The organism is Bradyrhizobium sp. ORS 86 (assembly GCF_045571475.1).
GTDB lineage: Bacteria > Pseudomonadota > Alphaproteobacteria > Rhizobiales > Xanthobacteraceae > Bradyrhizobium.
On the sequence record NZ_CP120700.1, the window covers coordinates 14,749 to 35,768 of the forward strand.

Below are 21,020 nucleotides of genomic sequence, written 5' to 3' on the forward strand. Positions count from 1 at the left end.
CAAGGCTGGAGAGCCAGCCGACCAAGATAAACGAGCTGCTGAGCATCTGGTGGGGAGGCGATCAGTACTTCGTGGAGATTGATACAAACCGCGTTACCGGATCTGCTCGAGCCCGATTTCTTTGGAGCGCCAGGTTCGGAACGGGCCGCGAGGGCTCGCTCTCAGCTTGTTCTTAAGCTGCAGGACCGGTTTCTCAATGCAATTCCAGGAAAGCATGGCAAATCCAAGTGTGAGCGGAAGTCCCAGCATCAACACGAGCCACCCAGTTCTGTAGTCTGAAGGCAGGAAATGGACCAGGGTCTGCTGGATCGGGAAACCAAATAGATAGATTCCGTAAGAGTAGTCTCCGTTCGTCAGAAATCTTGGAAGATGAACTTTCCGAGTACCGATGTAGACGACGATATAGGTGAGTGCGAGCACGCCGGGCACCGCCAACGGCGGGTAAACAACAGCGATGGAGGCGACAATTGAGGCAATCGCGGCGTAGCTGCCCGAGACGACGATGCGGTCATTCCACTGGAAGGACAAACACCCGACGATGAAGGCGACGACCAAGATCTTCCAATCCGCAACGCCCAAGAAATTGTACGCTTGGCCACCCCCGACGATGTAGGCCGTCGTTGAGAGCAACACCAACAGACCGATCAGTCCGAAGTATGTCCTGCTGAAGATCACCTTTGAAAGGATCATTGCCGACATGAATACGTAACAGAAGAACTCCGGCTTCAATGTCCATAGATTGAGATTGACGGCGCCAGGTACCGGATTCTGGGCAAACAGACCGGGCAGGAAGAATTGTACGTTGCCCACAATATTCAGGAAGTATCTGAAAAACAGAGGATCGGAGAAATACTCCAGCAGACCCTTGTCGGTGAGCCATGGTCCCAGGATCAACGCGCTTAGAGTAACCTCGACGATGAGTGCAGGTGCGATTCGAAATACCCGGAACAGCAGAAAGGTCGTTGTGCTCCTAATGCGAAGGGCGCTACCGGTGACAAGATATCCGCTGACCGCAAAAAACATGGGCAGCACCGGGCTGGCAATAATCCTGTGCAACGGATCGCTCGCAAACTGCTCCGCTGCGTACGCTCCCTTACAGATGAACATGGCGTGTATGGTGAAGACCCAAACCGCTAGCACAAGGCGCAGCGCATCAAAGCCGGGACCAACACCACCATGGGCGTCGAGGATGTCCGCCGCCGTCGAGCCGACCTTCGCTCTTTGGGAATTCATGCCGCTTCGTGACTTTCGATCAGACCTGACGGGTGCTTGCGGCCTTCGGGATCTCGACCCAGCTTCCACTAGCGGGGCCCTAACACAGATGCCGCTGCGAAGCGGTGCATACCGTTCTTCAGGAAGGACCGTTCGCTGTAAGGCTGGATCGGAAGAAACCTGCGGCCGCGCATCTCCCTTGCTTACCTTATAGCCGGCGATCTCTTACTCTTCTGGATCGTTCGGTGGCATGCTTGAACCAATCGACTCGGCAGCCTTGGCCTGATCTTCGCCGTTCGGGGGCGGTCGGCTCGCCAAAAGCCTATTCTCAAGGTCCGCCACTATCCTCCGCAATCTCTTCAATTCCAGATATTGGCGGCGCAATTCTCCAGACATGAAACACCGACGGTTCAAATATATAAAAAACTGTATCCAAATACCAAGGTCGGCGATACTTCTCGAGCTTCGCCGATCGAGGTCGCACTCTACGCAGGGGCAAATTCTTGGCAATAAACTTCAACAATTAAGCTTTATAATACGAGATTTTAAACGCAATTCAATTTGTCATTGCTCTGCGATGCTTTAAATGTCGCTTGTTGTGCGCGAGGGCCTGGAAAGGCGCGGTCGAGGTGCGTCGATCAGCCTGATAGGATCCGAAGGTGCGCCCTGCGCGCCATCTACCCGTGAGAAGGCTTGGCCCTGAAGCCGCCATTGGCGAGTTGCATCATCCTCTGCAGGACTGGCAGCTTTCGTCAGAAATATTCCGATACAAATCGCTGCAAGCTTCTTGTCAGGTTGGTCTGCTAGGATGGGTGCAGTCAGGCATTTATTGCATTGAAATTTATTGCATCCGAAATCGTTAATAGGCCCGCGGAAGAGGGCGATATTTCTCCCTGATTCTCCTCGGGTCGACGTTAATTTGATCACGATGAGGAGGCCATTTCGATGGTTGTTCCTGGGCGTCGCGTTGAGCGTATGGATAGACGCTCGCCTGTTCTCTCCGCCGAGACCGTAGAATTCCAGCAGCACTTTGGCATCTCGGCATTCTCGTTGAGGCACTATCTCGCGGACAGTGATCTCTTCTCGCTCGCCGCGCTGGAAGACGCTGCAGCGTTCTGGATAGCGCACGATCGACCCGATCGGTTCGTGGTGTCGGGTGGGCAGGGAAAGACCAACGCAAAATTCTCGGAAATGGCGGATAGAACTCGCATTGCAAGCGCTATTGGCGGGCTGACTCACTCTCATAGCTACGTCAAGATCAGCAATATCAATGCTGTCAGCTCCGACTATCAAAAGCTGCTGCAGCAGGCATTACTGGATGTGGAGGATCTCCTCGGTCAAAAGGTCCTGTCGAACGTCACTTGGGCGCAGATGACGGTGTTCATATCGTCACCCAACATCGTTACGCCCTATCATATTGACCATGAGGCCAATTTCCTGTGCCAGATTGCGGGCGAAAAGGACGTTTGGCTTTTCGATCCGAACGATCGCGAGCTCCTCCCCGATCCGGAGATTGAGAAATTCTATCTCGGTGATCTAAATGGCGCGCAGTATCGAGAACAGTTAGGCGATCGCGGCAAGCGTTTCCAATTGGCTCCGGGAGTGGCCGTCCACCATCCTCCTTTGGCCCCTCACTGGGTTAGAAATGGAAGCAGCGTCTCGATCAGTGTCAGCATAAACTTCTGCATGACGGAGCTCGACAGAAAAGCTCACATCTATCAGGTCAACTCGATCATGAGGAGACTAGGTCTCCGGCCACGGCCACCAGGCCAGTCGGTCATGAGTGATACTTTGAAAGCCGGCGGAATGAGGCTTCTCTGTGCTTCTGAACCCAGAAGTTATCGAGATGTTGTGTTCTCTGGTCTCGACAGGTTGCGGGCGCCGTACCGGCTGGCTAGCCGAGTTCTCAGGAAGCCTCGAAGTAATCAAATGGGGCCATCAAGCGGAACACGACCGACCAAAGGTGTGTGATCGGTCGGGATGAAGGGTGCCGGCTGAATGCGCGAGAAGCTGTGGCGAGGCGCGCCAGAGCGCCTGGCAACAGCGATGGCTAGCGAATTGCCTTGATGTCCCCCCGCGGACCGGATTCGTGCGGATGGACGCACAAGGCTGTAGGCGAGCCAGGCTTCGCTCTGCTTCCAGCATCATTCTCTGCAGCGATGAGCGATCTGGGTTGGTGACGCCACGGTGCTGAACAACCGACCTGAGAGATTAGTTCGAGATTGTGCAGAGGGACCCGTTCGCGGTCGGCGGTCACGACCTTTAGCAGTTGCCGCAGTCGTCCTGCTTCTCCTCTTTGGATGATCTCGAGGAGTCCCACTCCGGTCGCGAACTCGGAATGCTGCTGGCTTGCGCGCCAAGCTGTGAAGGGCATCGTTGCACCAATTATCGGTCGATAGGCTAAGGGTGGATGCGATTCGTTCTTTAGCGAACTGAGTGACGCACCAGCCGCGGTTTGCTCTGGGAGGACGGCCGCGAGCGCTCTACGGTCTTGCATACTCTCGAAGTGAACATTGGCCGTGGTTTTCAGCCGGGCAATCTCGGCCTCAGCCCGGCTCAATGCCGCCCTGGCGTCTTCGAGAGATTGACGAACTGCGGCCAGTTCAGTTTCGAGCGCGGCTGACCGCTTGCGGTCACGCGGGTCTGCGGAAAACTTGTCCGCAACGCCCATAAGTTCGGCATCATTGGCCCGAGCCGCGCTCGGCATCTTGATATCGGGTTGGCTGGATGGTTCCGGCGGCACCCGGTCTTGCCGCCCGGCAATGCCGGGAACTCCTGTTGCCGACCGTTTCGGGGCCGAATCTATTTGCGCTGAAAGCTGCTCCATGGCGATTTGGAAGATGTGCCGTACGTCGATGTAGCCTTGAGGAGCCAACGCCTCCCGATAGTAAGAGTCCGGCAAAAGCGATGCGAGCACCACCGCTATGACGATAGCAACGATCTTGTAAAATGATCGGGCCTGCTTGGCAGAGCTGAGAGCCGCGGACTGCGTTCCTCTTTTCGCGGTCTGTGCGATTAGGAATTCAAGATGTTCACGGTCTTGATCCGTGATCCCGTCCGATACGGTAGTATGGGGATCGGTCGGTATTGGGCTCCAATGCGTTGGAGTGATGCTGATAGGATCACCGTTTTCCTTGATCCAACGACCCGTCTGCGGCGACCATCGAACTCGATCAGAGGCCCCGCTCCGCGCATCTTCAACGATGATGATTTCTCGATCCTTGGGGGCCGTCCCAATTGAGTGGCGCATGCGCATTAAGTCCGCTGATGATGCTGGCCGTGGTCTCCGTCACGCGAAAATACACTTGGAATATTGGTTCTTCTGCCGACGCCTGGACGCGCCGGCCGTTGGCATTGGTCGCTCAAGAGTCTTGCCTAGTGGGGTGTTCTCCTCGTGTGCAAATGCCCAACCAAGAAACGCCATCGCGTACCAACGCAGGCGGACGTCCAAAAACTAAATCGATCGTATCACAGTGGTGAATTAAATAAATAGATTAAACGCGAGGCTGTAAATGCTCGGGTGGAGTAGCATGGATAGTGCGCGCCGTCTCAATCGCGGTCAGGGGGTGGAAGGCCGAATATTTGGACTGCCTCTAGCGTCCGCTGACGCTTCCGTTCGATGCCTCGGGATCATTAGCGAGCGCTGTGGAACCAGTGATCGAGTGTGTCCTATGTCGTTTACATTGAGCTGACAGTCTCAAAGTTTAACGTTAAAGTCTTGAGAACGACACCTGCTTCAGTTTCGAATATGATTGCTTGGTGAGTTAGCCGGTTTAGCTCAGGGGTAGAGCGTCGTCATCGTATGACGGAGGTCGGGAGTTCAAGTCTCTTCAACCGGCACCATTTTGCTGTGCAAAGGATACCCGCCATAGAAGGATAACGTTACCGAGATAATATGCTTGGCGAAGTCCGAGAAGTTCGAGGCTCCTGGAAGAAAATTTTCAGTAGTGTCTTCGTCCAAATACATCTCGATAACGATTTTACTTGGTCTGTCAAACACACCCTTCGACGATGCATCTGGGATCGTCTGATGCTGACAGGATTCGTGAGCACGCTACGTCTCCGTGAGCGCGCGGCGCGAAGCCATGGGGCAGTTTGCCGCAATTTCGATGTTCGTTAGAAGCGGTAATTATAAGTAAATCACCGGCGATGGAACTTGCGACATGTCTTGGTCATGGAATTGGTGGCTTTTCATCAGCGCCACGACTTTTTTCTCGGTGACCTTAGCGCTTATGAAGCGGGCTAACGGTTCTGTTTATACGGCAAGCCGAGGTCCGCGATACCGAAATGCCTATCAAGTCAAGCGTCGCACCCTCGCGACCGAGACCGTCGTCGCGGGCGCCGCAGCGGCGGCCGCCGCGACGACAATAGGCGGATTCATAATCGAGCTATGATGATGAACCGCGCCCTCGGGACGAGCTGAAGGGCCATGCTTTTCGGGACGACGTTGTCGCCGATTTGCGATCAGCAGGTGTCGGCCTCTAGCTGAACAACCACTGCGCAATGTATTGCACCCCCCAGAAGAGCGCGATCATCCAGCCGACCATGGAGATTCCACTCAAAATAATCCACGCCATCTTGATGATCGATCCGACCCGCTCTGAGGCTTGGATTATGCTTGGGTTCAGAGCGAGGGCTTGAGAGGAGACTGGCCCACAATCAAGTCGTTCGATTGACAGGGGCGATGATCCGACCACCCTGGTCATTGCCTTCGTCGCATTCAGTCCCTGCGGCTGCGTTCGAGAGGTGGTTGTCAGCGATCGCTGTAATTCCTCAGATTGGGGTGCGAATTCGGTGGTGCGCAGAGCGACCATCGCCCCATTAGCCTGGCTCATAGTAATCCTCTTTGTGCTATTCAAGGTATCAAGATCGGCTCGCCCGAGCGCTTCTGCCGGCAGATCAAAAATGCACCGCCAGGCTCGAAATACTTGTCCCGGCGGCGCCTGTCTCACGCTGGGCCCTGCAATCCCCAGCGCTTGAATTTTAGCAAAGTTAGTGCCACAGATTTGTGAAACTGTTCACATGAGGCTAACTGTTAATTTTACTTGCGGGGAGGCGTCTGCGAGCGCAAAGGCGGAATATATTCGTAACGCAGCTTAGGCGTAATCACTGAGCCTGGAATTACCCAGCGTTTTTATATATTAATACGGCGGGAAAAAGCGCGGTTACTTCGGGACCACAGCACAATCTGATGTGGGGCGAAGCTGACGGCCGCGCGGTGATGCGGGCATTTTCAGTTGGTTTTGTGGGCCGCAGATCAACGTAGTCGACCAGCGCAGAATAGCGGCACCGCGGGGGACGTGGCTCAGACCACAGCGTGCGCTGATCATATCTGACGGGCGCCTCTGTGAAGCCGAATGGCGTCGTAGGCATGTGCGGCAAAGACGGCGGCGCTGAGGGCGAATAGCAGCCCGACGGTTACTTCCATCATGACACTTCCCCTTATGAACTGGACGGGAGATAATTGTCGATTGTTTCAGCCGGATTTCGTGATGGGAGGGAAATGGTTTCATTGAACCGAAATCTGACAGGAAAGCGTGTTCCGGGGCGCTCGATCAGGGGCGTTCTGGTGTAGCCGTGCCAACAAAGGGCGCGGCCGCCGAGCTCGAAATGCGTTGTCCCCGGCGGAGTCCTGTCGCCAAATGGCGACCAGGGCATGCTGGGCATTGATGAGGCCGCTCCGTGTCCGTCGGGACGGCTCGCGGGCGGCGCCAATCTCATGCTGGAGCACACGTGGACAATCGCTTTCCGGTCGGGCTGGAGGCATATCCGAGTGGATGGGCATCAAACGCAGGGTCGGGCGGTGAAGGAGAGCCCTACGTGCGCTTCGGCGCCCGCCGTTTCCTCGATGACCTGGCAGTTTCCCCCCTGACACGAAGCTCCTTCCGGGATAATTCCTCAATGTCGGATGTCCCGAGCAGGACGGCACGCGGCTCCTCCACCGGGGAGAACAAATATTTGGTGCGAGCGATCTCTTCGATCTTTGATCTGTTCTTGAAGAATGCTTCCAGCCGCCCCTCTTGCCTGAGACCGTAGGCACCGAAATGGTCGTCTAGCGCTTCGCGGCTGACTGCGCAGTCGACTGCGCCGCCGAGTCCCTGTCCTTGGAACATCACGATATCGCGGCTGAAGTCATAGCGGGCAGGAGGATTATCGAAGGAAAGATCGATGCCCGGAATGATCGACCGAGGTGCGCCTATGGTCTTGAGCACCGCGTCCCGAACAGCGGCCGCGAGCAAAACGAGCCCCTCCAGCATTAATTGGCGCCATTTGGGGCCGCGGCCATAGGCTTCCTCCCATGCAGATTTCATCTCATGGGGTCGCCTCTCCGCAAGAGCTGCGAGCAAGGCCTCGGCCTGCCGCAGGTCTTTATCGCGCTTTGCAAACCCCTCTGGACGCCTGCGGGAGACGATGAGCTTGTGAACCGCGTAGCGTGCTGGAGCCGGCACGTGCACATAGGTACCCGCGCCGTGCAGGACGACTGCAGGCTCCGGCTCGCGGATCAAGAAATCCAGGAAGCGAAGCGGCTGGGCATCTGTGTTTAGGGCAGGCAGCTTTTGGGGGTGGCCGGTTTCCCTGCCCTGGTGAGGTGTAAGAAAGTCGACGCGCAAGCCGCCCTTGGCGGCATAGCTGGTCACGCGGCGGCCGTCAGTCATGTGAGGAACGGCCCGAAAGGATCTGTCCACTTCCTTCAGCACGTCCAGGACGGGCGGCGTGGAGTCCTCGACCGCCACCGAGACGTTCTTGAATTGGGCAATGTCTACGTCACCGGTCTGCAACGAGCCAGCGGAGAGGCGAACGCCAAGCATTGCAGCGTAGGTTTGATAGGCAACCGTTCCAACTAGCACGCCGCGAAGGCGAAAGACGCCAGCCCTGGCAAGCGCCGCGATCACGTCCCCGATCTCGGGAATGGGACGGGGAAAACCGAACGATCGGACCAGGGTGGAGACAAGTGCCCGACGCTCGCGTTCGTCTTCACGAACCTCCTTATGGCGGGTGATGCGCTCGAGGAGGTCCGGCGTCTCTGGCCCGACATAGCGCTGGGACCGTTCGGCGCCGGTGCCGGCCTGGAAATACCAGTACTTGCGGCCGTTGATACTCTTCGCGGTGAACGAGCCGTTGTCCGCGAAGGCGGACTGGAAGGCGGCGGTCGCCGTGCGCTCCAGGAGCTCGGCATAGGTCGTCTGGGCAGCCAGGGAAGGGGCCGGCATGGTTCGTATCCGGATTTATACTCAACGCACAAAAATGAGTATAACCGAGGAGAAGCCTAGCGTCCAGCGAGAATTTATACTCACTCTGCAAATTGAGTATAGAGCCGCCATTAGAGCCCAAATCGGCGTGCCGCGGCCAAGTGGTTCCGTCCTCACCTTGCCCAACTTGCACCCGGTACGGGACGCGCTCAACGTTATCGAGATTAGCCGTAGCCGGCTATTTGACGCGGAGGCGCACCCTCGTTGGACGCTTAAATAAATAGCGGCCGCAACCATGCAACATCCTCTTTAGACAATTAATGGTTGTCTGAAGGCGACCGAAATGATTAAATCCCCGACAGCGAGGTGACCAACCTTTCCCTGTGAGAAACATACGCTTATGTCCGTGGGTGTGGCGTCGCGGCTACTTGCAGGGCAAACAGCATGGCTGTGTTATCCGGCAGCGATGCCCGCATTCACGATGAGCCCTTGTGAAATGCGGGCGGAACGACAGCTCGGTCTATCACCGCCGGCATAGACATGATCAATACACGCCCCATAGCCATTGCCGTCGTAGCTTGCATTGGTCTGGCCTGGGCCGTGAACCAGGGCGTTTGCGCCGAACCGAAGGTCATCAGGATCGTTGCGCTCGGCGATTCCCTTACTGCTGGTGAAGGCGTCCCGAGTCGGGATGCCTTTCCGGTCAAACTTGAGTCTGCACTGAGGGCTAGAGGTCAACCTGTGCAAGTCGCCAATGCGGGTGTAAGTGGTGACACCGCCGCAAGGGGCCTAGCACGGCTGGACCAATCGGTCCCTGACGATACCGATGCCGTGATCGTCGAACTCGGTGCTAATGACATGCTGAAGGGATTCGACCCGGGTGTCACTCGTGCAGCGCTCACGACGATCTTGCGCAAGCTCGAGGTCCGACGGATTGCGGTGCTCCTTTGCGGGGTGCGAACTCAACCGAGCGGTGGGGACGAATACAAAGATGCCTTTGCCGCGATGTTCCGTGATCTCGCTGCCGAACACAATGTGCTTTTTTACCCGGCCTTCGACGATGCTTTTGTCGACGATGCCCGGCTCAAACTGTCGGATGGTCTGCATCCAACTGCCGCTGGAATAGAAGCGGTTGTCATGCGTATATTGCCGACAGTCGAGGCCTTGATCGACCGCGCGGATCGAAGAGAGCGATGACTTCAGTTGAGCAAATCTCTTGAGCACAGTTGATGCCGAGGGACGGTGGCAAAGCAGGTTCGACATGATCCCAGAGCAGGGGGCGCATCAAATCGTCGTTGTTGCAGAACGATCTTGGATCGCCTGCATGGCGCTCAATTCCAGAACGAAGCCGCCGCATCGAATATACTGACGCGACGACCTCGCCATGGTGGACCCGGACAGGTGGGCAATTGTCCGGTACGGCGAGGCTAATTGTTCACGCACAACACGCAACTGAAGTCGCTTGTTAAGCTTTATGCGTCGCTCCGAGGTTAAATCTGGAACCTCGCCTGCACGGAAGTGCATCGCCGCAAAAGCAATGCTACAAGCGTGATGCACGCGGACTGCGAGATCAGGTTCCTCGAGTCAACTAGTTCAAGCTGTTCGGACGACAACGGTCTCAAGGCGTCGATTCGGTGACGCTGGGCGAGAAGCCTTCGCCATCATTTGTCGCCTCCGCGCGGAGCAGCCGGCGCCGATGATACCGGTTGCCGTCCTCCATGGACAACACCGAGATCGAGAGCGCTCCCTCAAATCTTCTGGTTGGGGACTGGGCGGCAGGTCAGCTCGCGGTGTAGAGTGCCTCCCAATAGTTCTAAGTCCTTCTGTGAGCTTTAGTCATGACGATCCGCGATTTCATTATAGGCGTATTGCTGTCTGCGATCATCATAGTGCTCTACTTTCACTAGGGTGTTCTGCGGGTGCTTGTACGACCGTAGGCAATGCTGGTGCTTGTGCAAGTAAGCCGATCGCAGCGCGTACCGCCGGGCTGCCGCGAAGGAATAAGATAGTACGCGCTCGCTCGCTGCCGTCCGACGTGGCGAGTATGTGTTACCCGAGCTAGCTCGACGCTAGATGGCCCCCAAAAGCCTTTCCAGCGCATACGACTCTAAGCTGCACTTGGCTTAGCAGCACTCAATCCTCACTGGGACCCGGGCGATCGGCCTGTTGCGGTCTTTGGCGGCGTGAATTTGCGCGACTTTCTGCCCTCGAATGCCGGCGTGATAATTCAAAATCGCTTCGGTATTGCCACTGTACCGCCCCGGAGTTGCTCGAATCTGGCAGCATCGACATGGGTGGGCACTCTCCGCCGTTGGGTCGGTCATTGGCGCGGAGAGCCTCGGCAGTGATCGTGCTTTAGCATAGCAGCGTTGCCTTAGGGGAACCAGATGTGGATCGCATATGTCCTGCTGCTCGCGGTGGGTGTGCTGCTGGTAGCCGCATTTGTGCTTGCGCTATGCGCCAGCGCTATGATCGGCCGGCCATTATCGGAGCGCGAGCAGCGCGTCACTATCCTTTGTGCTGGCGATCAGATTGATCGTAAGTGCACGTCGTCGTCGCGAACGGTTCTTCACGTCTTCCGACGGGTCTGACCATACCGACCGCGTCCCGAGTTCTTACGGTGAATTTGCGCGATCGCGCAGATGTGCCAGATGCCGGACAAGACGTGCGACAGCCTTGGCTAAATGGGCAACGCGCCGTGAGCTTGCCGATTTTATTCCGCGGCCCGGTCGCTGGCGCGACTGCGACTAGCCAAATCCAAGCACTTCTACGGGCCTCAAGATGAGGTCACAGGAACTAGGCCTGCGTTGTGGCTCGGCCGCCACCGTTGGTAGCAGTCAACTCCTCAATGGAAGATCAGCTCGCGTGGCGCCAACTAGGCAGGCCCAAGCTAGCTGCTCGTGTTCGCAGCGACGAATGGTCAAGGCGCATCCGGAGGGCTCGAGCGCACCTCCTTTAATCCGTTAACGCTAGTAACCATCCGATAGCCATCCGGAAACTCGACAAGACATGTGTACATCGTTCCGCGCGCGAGCACGCGGCACCTTTGATGCCGTCGGCCCTGGTGTTGCCAAAGATAGATATAGCCGTAACGAGCGGCGGCCAAATCATCCGGGGAAATGTATTCGTCGTGCAAAAGGCCTCCTGAATTGATGCCAGTTGGATCGCGGCTGGATCCGCCATAACACGTCGTCCGGTGCGAATGATGGGCGTCCTTTCCGATCATCGTGTCCGGCGATTGCAAACCTATGTGTTAGTACGAGGCGTGCGAACATTGGTTCGCAGGTTAATATCATGAGGGCGTCTTGAGATTGCGACTTGTCGGGGCATTCGCGCTGCTGGTAGCGCCTAGGTCGGGGCCATCGGCAAGGCGCCTAATTTGTATTAACTGTTTATATTGTGGGTGCGCCGCAACATAGAGACGCGCGCCGCAATCCTGCCACTTTGGCGGGAACTCATGGTTCCTGGGTGGAATTTCGCAATTCGATTCGAGCGGCTAGGGGACGCAAATGCTAGCTGTAATTCAGGTGAACGTTGCGATCTGGGGAATGATAGCCTGCGCGATTGTAAAGATTGCTGAGCTCGCATTCTAAGCGAGGCGGCTTCATTATTGTCGTCCGAGTGCGGACGATTGGCGCAGGATGGCAAACGAGAGCCGGGCCTTTGGTTGCCATGGTGCGATTACTCATCCGATATCGGGATGGGCGCCGAGCGTCGTGCCGCTGTTTCGCGGCGGCGCGGTACTAAAGTAGTGGCGACCGCAGCGGCGAGAATAAATCGTAGGTATCTTGAACCGTTTTGGACGGATAGAGGTCAAAATCTAAACAGGCACCTGGATGCCGGCGTCTTCCCAAAGAACCGCCGGCCTCTTTTTGGCCGATGCAGGCTGCATCGGCTGCCATGAACATCGAAATAGGCGGGGGCGGTTAGAACGGCTAATCGTCAGTCAAGCGATGATCGCGCTGCATTCGGCCAACCGCTATGATCAGGCTAGGTTGTTCGAGTATCTCCACGAGGCGATCGAGGATGAGACGTTCGTTGGTGCGTGGCCGAGGTTCTAGATATTCCTCGAGGATTTCTTGCGCAGCCCCGACGGCCAAGAGCGCGAGGTTCTCGTCGGTCATTATCGAGCTCCAGGGAAGTGACCCTAAATTGCGCTCGAGTTAATCACTTATTGTTCTTATTGTTCCCGTCTGATTTGATCCCAGTGTTACGCCATCTCTGATGGCGAGAATGCGTTGTCGCATCGCCTGGTCGACGTGGGGTCGGCGCAACCTATATGCCTTTAACAAGCGGGGGCGGAGCAGAATTATCCAGGCGCGAGTGCAGTGCGGCAATTGCGACGGCTCACGGACCAATCCGGTCAACGTCAAATCCACGCAAACCTGGCGCAGCTCGTCGCGGGGTTGGAAATACTTCTTTCATTAGCCCACCGTAACGTCCCGGTCGGGCATCCCGGAACTTTCGCGCGCATTGTGCTTTTACTAACACGGCAGGGTGCAACCGCGGGTGACTCATGTTGATTGTAGATATCCTGCTGGCATCCGTGGGCGTGCTGTTGGCTATTGGCTTCGTCCTCGCGATCTATGTCAGCGCCCTGATTGCCAGGCCAATCGAGGCGCGGAACATGCGGGTCACCGTGCTGTCCGGGGAGAATGAAGGAGCGAGCCGCAAGCTTGATCATCAGGCGTCCCGTTCAATCCATAAACCTGCAATCGAATCTGACGTAAACTACTCGGCGGCTCCAAGCCCTAAGACAGGATGCTGATCGTCCATCTCGGCACCGGCGCGTCTCGATGCAATATCGAGAAACAAGCGTGATAGCTTGGGTCATCTGAGCCATTCAACCGTACAATTACGGATCGGGCTGCTGATCAAACCTTAACCTGATCGATGGCCTAATCTACCGATGTTCGTCGGCGCTGCATGCGATCCGACCTGAAGGCCTGGTTTTCGGGGACACGGGATGCCACTCGTACTTCAGATTAACATAGCGCTTTGGGGCATGATCATCTGTCTCGCGGTGAAATTGTCCGAACTGGTGTTCTAGACAGATTGGGCAAACAGCCACCGCGCGAGTTGCATGGCGATGCATAACAGCGCCACGGACCAGCCAATCATGGAAGTTGCACACAAGACGACCCAGGCGACCTTGAGGACCGACGCAAAGGGTCGCGATACTTTCTCGACTCCAAGTCGCGTTATCTCGGTCACGCCGGGTCCCTCTCAACCAACCTATTGGTCTGCAGGTTCGGGCAAGCGGTTCAAATGCTCGATCCCTTCGCTTCGGACATTGGTTGAGCGTTGACGTGCGCCGGCGCGTGTCGGGAGGATCCCGGTCTTCAGGAGGGATCGCCCTCGTGGACCTAATCCGAATGCGCAGAGCGAGCGGAGGAGATGGAATCTGAAGCTAAATGAGGAGGCGCTGCCGTCCGCTTGGGAGCCAGGCAGCCGCGGCAAATCACCATCATTCGAGATAACCGTTCGTCTTCCTCTTCATTCATCTTGTTATAGGCCGCCACCCATTCTTTCGAGTACGGCTTCAAACCGGCAAGCTTATCGGCTGCAGCGGGTGGCCGGTTCGCCGACGAGGTTTCTTTACGTTGTTTTGAAGCATGGGCCGGTCGGCGCTCACCGCGATCTTCCACTGCAACACGACGATCAGGAACCTGAGCGAGGCCATCCCAAGCAGGAGGGGCGATGCGAGCCGGTCCCGCTGTTTGAACTAGACACCCTGTCCCGGCACAGCAGCCGCCGAGGCAAAGGATGAGTGAGACCATGCCAGCCAATCGCGTGACCATACTGATTCTCGAGTTCGCGGATGAGATCCGACCATTCGCTTTGGAATGTGTCGGGGATATGGTTAACACGCATTAACAATGTTACCTCATTAAAATGGAGGTTCGATGGCGTCGATTATTCCAGCGCCTGCGGCCCATGAAATCGTAATATAACCGATTGAAATAGCTGGCAGAACTTGGGTCGATTCCAGCCTGGTCTGGATCAGGCACGGTTGGGTTGAGAGCCTGCCCCACCGCAGGGCTCGCTGGTCGGACGAGGCTGTCCTTAGATGCCGGTTGCAAGCATGCAGCGACATCTTCGCTTGAGCCACCGGAGCGGAAGTCCGATGGGGTTAGGCTGTCGCTCGGTCCGGGACAATCGGGACTTTCAATATATCTCTGTACTCAGACCTGCGTTGAAGAAGAACAGGTTGAGACCTGTCGGCTCACGAGTGACCTGATTGGTCGAATACGTTTGAGCTTGTCGACTGTCGCGGCCTGTTTGAAAATACGAGCTGGTGCATCGCTCAAGGGCGGCAGCCGACCAGACCGCTTTGGCAGTCTGCGACGTTGCCAACGCGAAACACATAACTCCGTTCGATTTGCCTATCTCAGCTTCTCAAGCGCGACAAAAGCAGTGAGCGCGCCGGACCGAAGTGCAAGAGTCCGAGGCTGCAGTCACCGGAGAGGCTCTCGATGGTGGAGAGCGTTGGCAATGGAGCAATCGCAACAAGCTGGCAGGAAACGAGGGGAGAGGTCGCAGTCAGCGCACGAAACGGAAGCGCAGCTCCCCAAAGTTCAGTTGCAGTGATATCGCGCCACCATGTACTATAAGGTCATACCGAAAGTTTTTTTCGGCTCCGAAATTTGGCCGTGCTTGGCAGCGGCACGATGTATTGATCGATGCTGGAGTATTGCAATGAAAGACAATCCGTTGGGTGGCGAGGCCGAAATGGCCATTGTCAGCGATCGTGATGATCTCGGCTTGCGATATCGCGAACTACAGCACTTGAGAAAACTGGTCGCCGACCTTGAAAGCGTCCTTTCGGACGGTACGGAGTCGCCGGCTGCCTCGTGCCCTTATGATCCAAGTCGCACAATTCATTGAGTTGTGATCTGTCGCCCGGGCTTCGATCCATATCCAAAGAGCGGCATGCTCCCTTGGATAGAGTTGGGACGACGACGGCCGCGGGAAAGTTTCGGGTTGGTGGATTGCCCGAAGGCGGTTAGCCCCGATGGCTGCAAAGCTCCGCTTCGAAGCCCCTCGATTGACGAAACCCCCAGCGGCTGTCGAGACAGCCAGCTAAAGTTCTGATCGTGAGGGGCTTTGCTGGGGGCCTTGGTCCGTGTTGATGGCAGGACACTCGCATCTGTGGGAGGAGGGGCATCTTCAGGACATCAGCCATCGCGCGAGATACGAAGCGGCCCAGAGCAGCCCGGTGAACCAGCCGATCATCGCAATCGCGCTCACGGTAATCCATGCAATGCTGATCGGTATTGGATGGAGTTGTTGCTCCCGCTGACGCAACGACCGAGACGTACTCGCGAGGGGGAGGTCCGCCGTAGTCTTGGAGTCCGCGTTGGCGGGTTTCGCCGGGTGGGTCAATGGAGAGACCGATGGTCCGAGGCATGAAGGGGCGCTGGCGGGACCGCACCGGCCGATGGGCTCTCGAGCTGGGATACCAGCTTTCTTAGATGCTGTACTTCGCGATAACGGAGTTCTAGCCCATCGAGATCGGAGACGTCTGAGCGTCTGTCTAAATTGTTCAAAGTATGCTTCATGTGAAGTGTGTTCCAAGCAGTAAGTGACCGAGGACCGCCTTGGCAATCGCACTACGCGGCGGCTTCGCTAATTCGAGAACTGCGTGCGGCCTGCTAGCCGTAAATTGACTCGGTCATGCCGTTTGCGCAAACGGTCTCGAGAATTAAGCTTGATGTCCGCGAAAAGGGTTAAACATCCCGTAGATTTACTGCTCCAGCCCGTGGGTCTCACGCGCGTTCATTCTCCCGTTAGGCAATCGCTGCCCGGCCCTCGGGGGTTAGCACAGGTGATCCGCTCGCCATTTCCACGAGGCTCAAGTCGACGAGGGTCTGCAGGGTGTCCGCGCCCACAGGGGACATCTTTAGCCGCATACCTCTGATGTCTCTTAGGGCCCAGCGCAGGACGATCGCACGCTCCCGGTCGGCCAAGGCCGTCCAAATGTCTGGTTGTATCACCGCCCTTAGAAGCGACTGATGGCTAGCCGCAGGAAGTGCCAAGGGTGGTTGAGTCTGCTGGCGCTCAAGGCTGCCGCGTTCCACGGCGAACTCTCGCGTTGCGGAGCCCGCTGCCGCCTGGCCGGAAGTCCCAGGAAGAGCGAGAACTGGACGATTTCCGTTCACTCCAACGGATTGCGATACCGAGATCGTCTGCAGGGCGTGATGGGCGGTCGCTGACGGGTCTTCTTTTGCGTTTGAGCTCGATTCCAGCCGAGCGTGCGCTTCGATAGCAGATCGTTCGGGGGTAGGAGCGGGCAGTAGGTACGAATCTTCTCGAATTCTCTCTCCGGGAATGAGATCCTGATCCGTTGGTTCCGTTGGTAGTTCTGTGTAAGCTGCAACGAGCTCCGTCACGTCGCTTGCTGCAAGTAGAGCGTTCTCTTCGATGGGCTCTTCGTGAGCGCAATCGACTTCGTCGATCCGTCCGATTGCGACCGTCGTCGACGGAGCACCATCTGGCAAACCGGGCCCAGGTTCACGATCCTCGTTGGATCCTAGCCCAAAGCCGGATTGATTGGGATCCGGCTGTATCACGTCTGCCTCGCTAAGCGCTCGTGAAAGCCCGTATGGCCTACCCAGCGGCGCAATCATCTGCTGCGCGTCGATGTCGCGCAGAGTGTCTTCAGTGGAATCTTGATTTGGCGGTGGCTGGCTCGCAGTCGAAGCAGTTGTCACGGAATGCGTGACGGCGGTCGATGCTTCAAATCCGCCAGAGTTCAGCGCCTCGGGTTCGCCGGCGTCCGTTGTCTCGGACGTCTGCGTTACTGCCATGAATTCTGCTTGGCTGACACCCAAAGGTGGCGGCTGCATTCCTCCATAGCCGGCCTCGCACCCGCTTCCGCCCAGTGTCACGAGCGCACTGTCATCAAAGATAGCAGCAGCGTCCCGATCGGCACCGGCTTGCGGTGCCGACGGCTCCGCTAGTGCGGAGGGCGGAGCCGCCTGCGCAGCATCCTCCGAAAATGAAGACGTCAACTGGACAGGGTTCTCAGTCTGGCCAAGGATAGACTCTGTCGCTCCTGAGGTGTTGGTGGGCTCGGTGCCGTTGTCTGGCTCAGACGAGGTTACTTGTACATTGAGGACCAGGATCGCCTTCCGGATGGACTGCTCCTGGTCACTAGCCCTGCCGGGCGGCGGCGGGGTTTCAGTGGTCGGGCTCGAAATAGTGGCAAGCTGTGTCGTATCTGACGGCGTTTGCCGCGGACTTTGCTGCTCCCTATTGGGACTAACGCGCGGCCGGTTGCTCTCTGCAATTGTATCCAAGCCGTCCGATCTCAACGCGCCGACCGCGCGTCGCGCGAATCTTCGAACCGCGTTCAGGGCGTAGAACTCCGGCGTAGCAGCACCGTCCGGCTCGGTGTCGATGTCAGGACGTGGAAGAAGCGTCTGCCATCCCGAAGAATCCGAACGCGGCATTGTCTGAGAACGCGCGTCGTTGGACGAAGCCGGCCTTGACTGAGAACCGGGCGCCAGATCGTTTACCAGCGTTTCTTGCGTAGATGCGGGGGTCTCTGCGTCGGTCGTTCCCCGGGTCACATCAGTAGACATCGCCGTCGCGGACAGCGATCGGTCACCCATAATCATTTGCAGTGCCGCCTGAGATGCGACAACATCGCTTGCGTCGAGCGGCTGGTCGAGTAGGCGTCGGAATTCTTCGACGCTCCAGTCGACCAAGTCTATGTCTGGCATATCCAGCCTTCTGTTGGCGTTTGTCAGACGATCGAGAGGTCTAGAACATTAAAGCCATTAGGGTAGTCCTTTACAAGCGCTCCGGCGCTCGCGTTTGAAACCTCGTTTTGCGGGAAACTCATAGGAAAACATTCCATAATCGATATTATGCGAAATTGAGTTTTCAGCGGCATTTATTCTCATATATTTGGTAGGCCTGTGACGCTACTTTGGGGGCGGCCATCCAAACAGACATGAGTGTGCTTGGACTGGTCGCCCGGCAGGCTCCCAAGTTCCAGCGCTTTTAGGGATAAGCATGATGCCTTGAGCGACGAACCCACAGACGTGCCCAGCGATCGGCTTACGTACTGGGCGCGCCTTGAGGGCTATCGCGAAACTCCAGCTTAATGCGAGTGAGGCTGAGGCTCTCTCCTCTTGGCTTTGCCCCTTGTCCATAATTCGGGTCGCATCTTGGAAAGATGGCTCGCAATCGTGGCGACCATGGGGGTGGCAGTTACACCCAGCCAGCCCCCGGCAATCTTTTCCGCGGCATCGAGCAACCGAGCATGGCGATCAGCCGTAAATACCTGCAAGCATTCGAGCATACACGCGATCGAGGCAACAAGCACAATAATCAGAACGGGTCGACTGCAAATGGCGAAACGCAGGAGCAGGCCGAGCAAGGCATATGCGCAAACGTGCTCAAGGAATACGACGAGTGCGGTGTCGCCCAGCAATCCTGGTCGGCTAGCGAGCGGAGACAATGTTGCGTAGCAAATAAAAGCCAGCCAAAGGGCTGCCGCCAGACTAAGGATAGCTCGTCTCATGATCTTGTGCTGGCTATCTGCAAAATGGCGGTCCTTCTGACGCCACGAAATAGTCGGACCATTTGGCTTGATGAGGTCTTTAAAGGTCTCTTGCACGAACGCGAAGCTCATGTGTCGGGTGTCGCTCGATCGCTCGCCTGAAATCGCCGAGTTCAAGAAAGTTGTCGGCCTGCCTTCGCAGTTCCGCGGCAACCAGCGGAGGTTTCGTGCGAGCGCTTGCCACGACCGTCACGCGGACGCCCGCCCGCTGAAGCGCCTGGGTCACACGGAGAAAGTCGCCATCGCCAGAAAAAAGATAGGCGTGGTCCATCCGATCTGCAATTTCCATGGCATCAATAGCGAGTTCGACGCCCATGCTCCGCTTGACCCGCCGACGCCCCTCTCCGTCGTCATATTCTTTCGCGGGCTTGGTCTTGACCATGAAGCCGTTGTAATCCAACCAGTCGATCAATGATCGTAAGCCAACAAAATCAGGGCTGTCGCTAATCGTCGTATAGAAAAAGGCTCGCACCAATTGCCCTCGTACCGAAAATTCCGCTAACAGCCGTTTGAAATCGATCTCGAAACCCAAGGCTTTCGCTGAGAAATGAAGGTTGGCGCCATCAATGAAGAGCGCGATCCGTTCCATCATTAATTATCCTGGCGCGGCGCGTTGGCCGGTTTCGGCAGAAATTAATTCAAGCAAGCTGGCCAACATTTAAATATTAAATATGCAATGTACCGCGCATTCAGCGCGGCCCGTCAAGGGAGTATTTGACGATCTGCCCAGCTTTGTCTGTTGACGAGTGCCTGTTATCAGTGTCGTTGGGCGCGCACCTGCCTCGCAGGTCACTCGGACCTAGGGACGTCGGCATCCTGCGTTGGCTTAGCGGGCCAACGAGCTTGCCGCCTTTGGCGGGGGCAACTCAGCGCGGTTCGGTGTTGTTGACGCGCTCAAATTGCGGCATATAGTAGCGCCGCTCGTAGGCCTCGGAAGCAACGACCTACAGTGTACTGGAAGTTCATACTTGCAAGGTCTTTTATTCGGGTACGGAAGATCGCCCTTAACTGTTGTATTTCTCCCGATCGCGTTGCCGATGAGGCGGCGAAGGATTCGTTGGAGCGTGCCGTCTAATCAGGCTTGAGCTGTTGTCGTGGCGTAAGCTGCGCAAGATCGCGCCTTGAGGACGCGAGAGTCCTGCTGAATGGTCCAGCTCTTGCTTGGTGAAACACAAGAGCACGAAAATTGCTAAATCGATATTTGTCAGGTGATTAGGGAGAGTTTATGAGCAGGTTGTCCCTTACAGATCGTCATGTTGTTTCTAATAGGACGGACAGTCAGGAACTTGCGAGTATGTATTCCGAATTGGTCCGGTTAAGGCGGCAGGTCAAAATGGCGGAGTGCGGGCGCGCGATTTGGCCACAGCACCAACCTCCATCGAATGATGATGGGATCAAGACGCTTCAGTAGATCTGCCCCTGAATGGCGCTTGTAGCGCAACAGTCCTCGCATGATGGTGGACACGCACTGCCATTAGACGGCATCCGGGGGCGCGGCTTGGAAAAGGCTCGGCACTTAAGCCCAGATGGTTGCAGCGGCATGCGCCAGGCCGCTTCCGGTTCGGTCAGCCTCCTAAACGGCCACGGTCTGAAGGCGTGACGACGTTTCGAGCTTGAAGGCGCGCAAATCTCCGTTCAGCGCTAAGCGCGGGATGCGTGCCCCCTCGCGTGGCGCTCGCTTCCCTTTCGCTTTGGTTCGGATTTGCCAATCGCGAATTCCTCGATGGTACGACCCGTCTTCAGCGCGGCAACTAGCCAGCGCGGTTGCTTCCCACGCCCTGACCACGTTTCAGATGGGGCCTTGGGATTGCGGTATTTAGGTAGTACCTGGGGATATTTGCGACGTTGACGTACTGCCGGCGCCGTTTGCGCACTAATGCCAATCGCCTGCCTCACATCATCCTCGCGGCGCAACTGGGCCAGGCGCTTTTCCAGCTCCCGCTTCTCGGTCGTTAGCCGCGCAGATAGAATCCGACCGATTTCTTCGTGTAGCTGCCACATTTCATCGACTGACATACTGTCGAAATTCAGCTTCTGGGTCATTT

General features: G+C 56.8%; 14 protein-coding genes and 1 tRNA gene. 5 read left to right on the top strand and 10 right to left on the bottom strand.

Going from position 1 to position 21,020, the window contains the following annotated elements:
* Positions 1 to 93: 93 nt before the first annotated feature.
* Positions 94 to 1,233 carry an acyltransferase family protein gene (locus P6U25_RS35635; RefSeq protein ID WP_407152787.1) on the bottom strand — a complete coding sequence of 380 codons (1,140 nt, stop codon included), beginning with the start codon at positions 1,231 to 1,233 and terminating at the stop codon, positions 94 to 96.
* 924 nt (positions 1,234 to 2,157) lie between these two features.
* Here P6U25_RS35635 and P6U25_RS35640 point away from each other — a divergent pair.
* Positions 2,158 to 3,183 carry a cupin-like domain-containing protein gene (locus tag P6U25_RS35640; protein WP_407152788.1) on the top strand — a complete coding sequence of 342 codons (1,026 nt, stop codon included), beginning with the start codon at positions 2,158 to 2,160 and terminating at the stop codon, positions 3,181 to 3,183.
* Between the two features lie 79 nt (positions 3,184 to 3,262).
* Here P6U25_RS35640 and P6U25_RS35645 read toward each other — a convergent pair whose 3' ends face one another.
* Entirely contained in the window at positions 3,263 to 4,462 is a 1,200-nt protein-coding gene (locus P6U25_RS35645) for a hypothetical protein (protein ID WP_407152789.1), read from the bottom strand.
* Positions 4,463 to 4,979: 517 nt separating this feature from the next.
* Between P6U25_RS35645 and P6U25_RS35650 the strand changes: the two genes are divergently transcribed.
* Positions 4,980 to 5,055 (top strand) — tRNA-Thr (locus tag P6U25_RS35650).
* A 638-nt stretch (positions 5,056 to 5,693) separates the two neighbouring features.
* On the opposite strand, the gene P6U25_RS35655 is transcribed toward P6U25_RS35650, so the two are convergent.
* Both P6U25_RS35655 and P6U25_RS35660 read right to left on the bottom strand, forming a co-directional pair.
* On the bottom strand, positions 5,694 to 6,047 hold the full coding sequence (locus P6U25_RS35655; RefSeq protein WP_407152790.1) for a hypothetical protein: 354 nt from the start codon (positions 6,045 to 6,047) through the stop codon (positions 5,694 to 5,696).
* 981 nt (positions 6,048 to 7,028) lie between these two features.
* Complete coding sequence (locus tag P6U25_RS35660; RefSeq protein ID WP_407152791.1) at positions 7,029 to 8,423, bottom strand: GSU2403 family nucleotidyltransferase fold protein; 1,395 nt, start codon at positions 8,421 to 8,423, stop codon at positions 7,029 to 7,031.
* A gap of 519 nt (positions 8,424 to 8,942) precedes the next feature.
* Here P6U25_RS35660 and P6U25_RS35665 point away from each other — a divergent pair.
* Positions 8,943 to 9,599 (top strand): arylesterase, encoded by a 657-nt coding sequence (locus P6U25_RS35665; protein WP_407152792.1) that lies wholly within the window; start codon positions 8,943 to 8,945, stop codon positions 9,597 to 9,599.
* 2,738 nt (positions 9,600 to 12,337) lie between these two features.
* On the opposite strand, the gene P6U25_RS35670 is transcribed toward P6U25_RS35665, so the two are convergent.
* Positions 12,338 to 12,526, bottom strand: a complete 189-nt coding sequence (locus P6U25_RS35670; RefSeq protein ID WP_407152793.1) for a hypothetical protein — start codon at positions 12,524 to 12,526, stop codon at positions 12,338 to 12,340.
* A 245-nt stretch (positions 12,527 to 12,771) separates the two neighbouring features.
* Entirely contained in the window at positions 12,772 to 12,990 is a 219-nt protein-coding gene (locus P6U25_RS35675; protein WP_407152809.1) for a hypothetical protein, read from the bottom strand.
* Here P6U25_RS35675 and P6U25_RS35680 point away from each other — a divergent pair.
* Together P6U25_RS35680 and P6U25_RS35685 are read left to right on the top strand one after the other, a co-directional pair.
* Positions 12,919 to 13,170: a hypothetical protein gene (locus tag P6U25_RS35680; protein ID WP_407152812.1), complete on the top strand. Its 252-nt coding sequence runs from the start codon at positions 12,919 to 12,921 to the stop codon at positions 13,168 to 13,170. The two genes, P6U25_RS35675 and P6U25_RS35680, sit on opposite strands and share 72 nt — an antisense overlap.
* Before the next feature lie 1,931 nt (positions 13,171 to 15,101).
* The gene (locus P6U25_RS35685; protein ID WP_407152794.1) at positions 15,102 to 15,290 is read left to right on the top strand and encodes a hypothetical protein; all 189 of its coding nucleotides are present in this window, start codon (positions 15,102 to 15,104) and stop codon (positions 15,288 to 15,290) included.
* 902 nt (positions 15,291 to 16,192) lie between these two features.
* Here P6U25_RS35685 and P6U25_RS35690 read toward each other — a convergent pair.
* The 4 genes from P6U25_RS35690 to P6U25_RS35705 all read right to left on the bottom strand — a co-directional run bounded on the left by P6U25_RS35690 (position 16,193) and on the right by P6U25_RS35705 (position 21,018).
* Positions 16,193 to 18,130, bottom strand: coding sequence for a hypothetical protein (locus P6U25_RS35690; RefSeq protein WP_407152795.1), 1,938 nt, complete (start codon positions 18,128 to 18,130; stop codon positions 16,193 to 16,195).
* Between the two features lie 383 nt (positions 18,131 to 18,513).
* The gene (locus P6U25_RS35695; protein ID WP_407152796.1) at positions 18,514 to 19,047 is read right to left on the bottom strand and encodes a hypothetical protein; all 534 of its coding nucleotides are present in this window, start codon (positions 19,045 to 19,047) and stop codon (positions 18,514 to 18,516) included.
* Positions 19,016 to 19,567: an NYN domain-containing protein gene (locus P6U25_RS35700; RefSeq protein WP_407152797.1), complete on the bottom strand. Its 552-nt coding sequence runs from the start codon at positions 19,565 to 19,567 to the stop codon at positions 19,016 to 19,018. Before P6U25_RS35700 ends, P6U25_RS35695 begins: the two co-directional genes overlap by 32 nt.
* A gap of 1,049 nt (positions 19,568 to 20,616) precedes the next feature.
* Positions 20,617 to 21,018, bottom strand: a complete 402-nt coding sequence (locus P6U25_RS35705; RefSeq protein WP_407152798.1) for an H-NS family nucleoid-associated regulatory protein — start codon at positions 21,016 to 21,018, stop codon at positions 20,617 to 20,619.
* Positions 21,019 to 21,020: the final 2 nt, after the last annotated feature.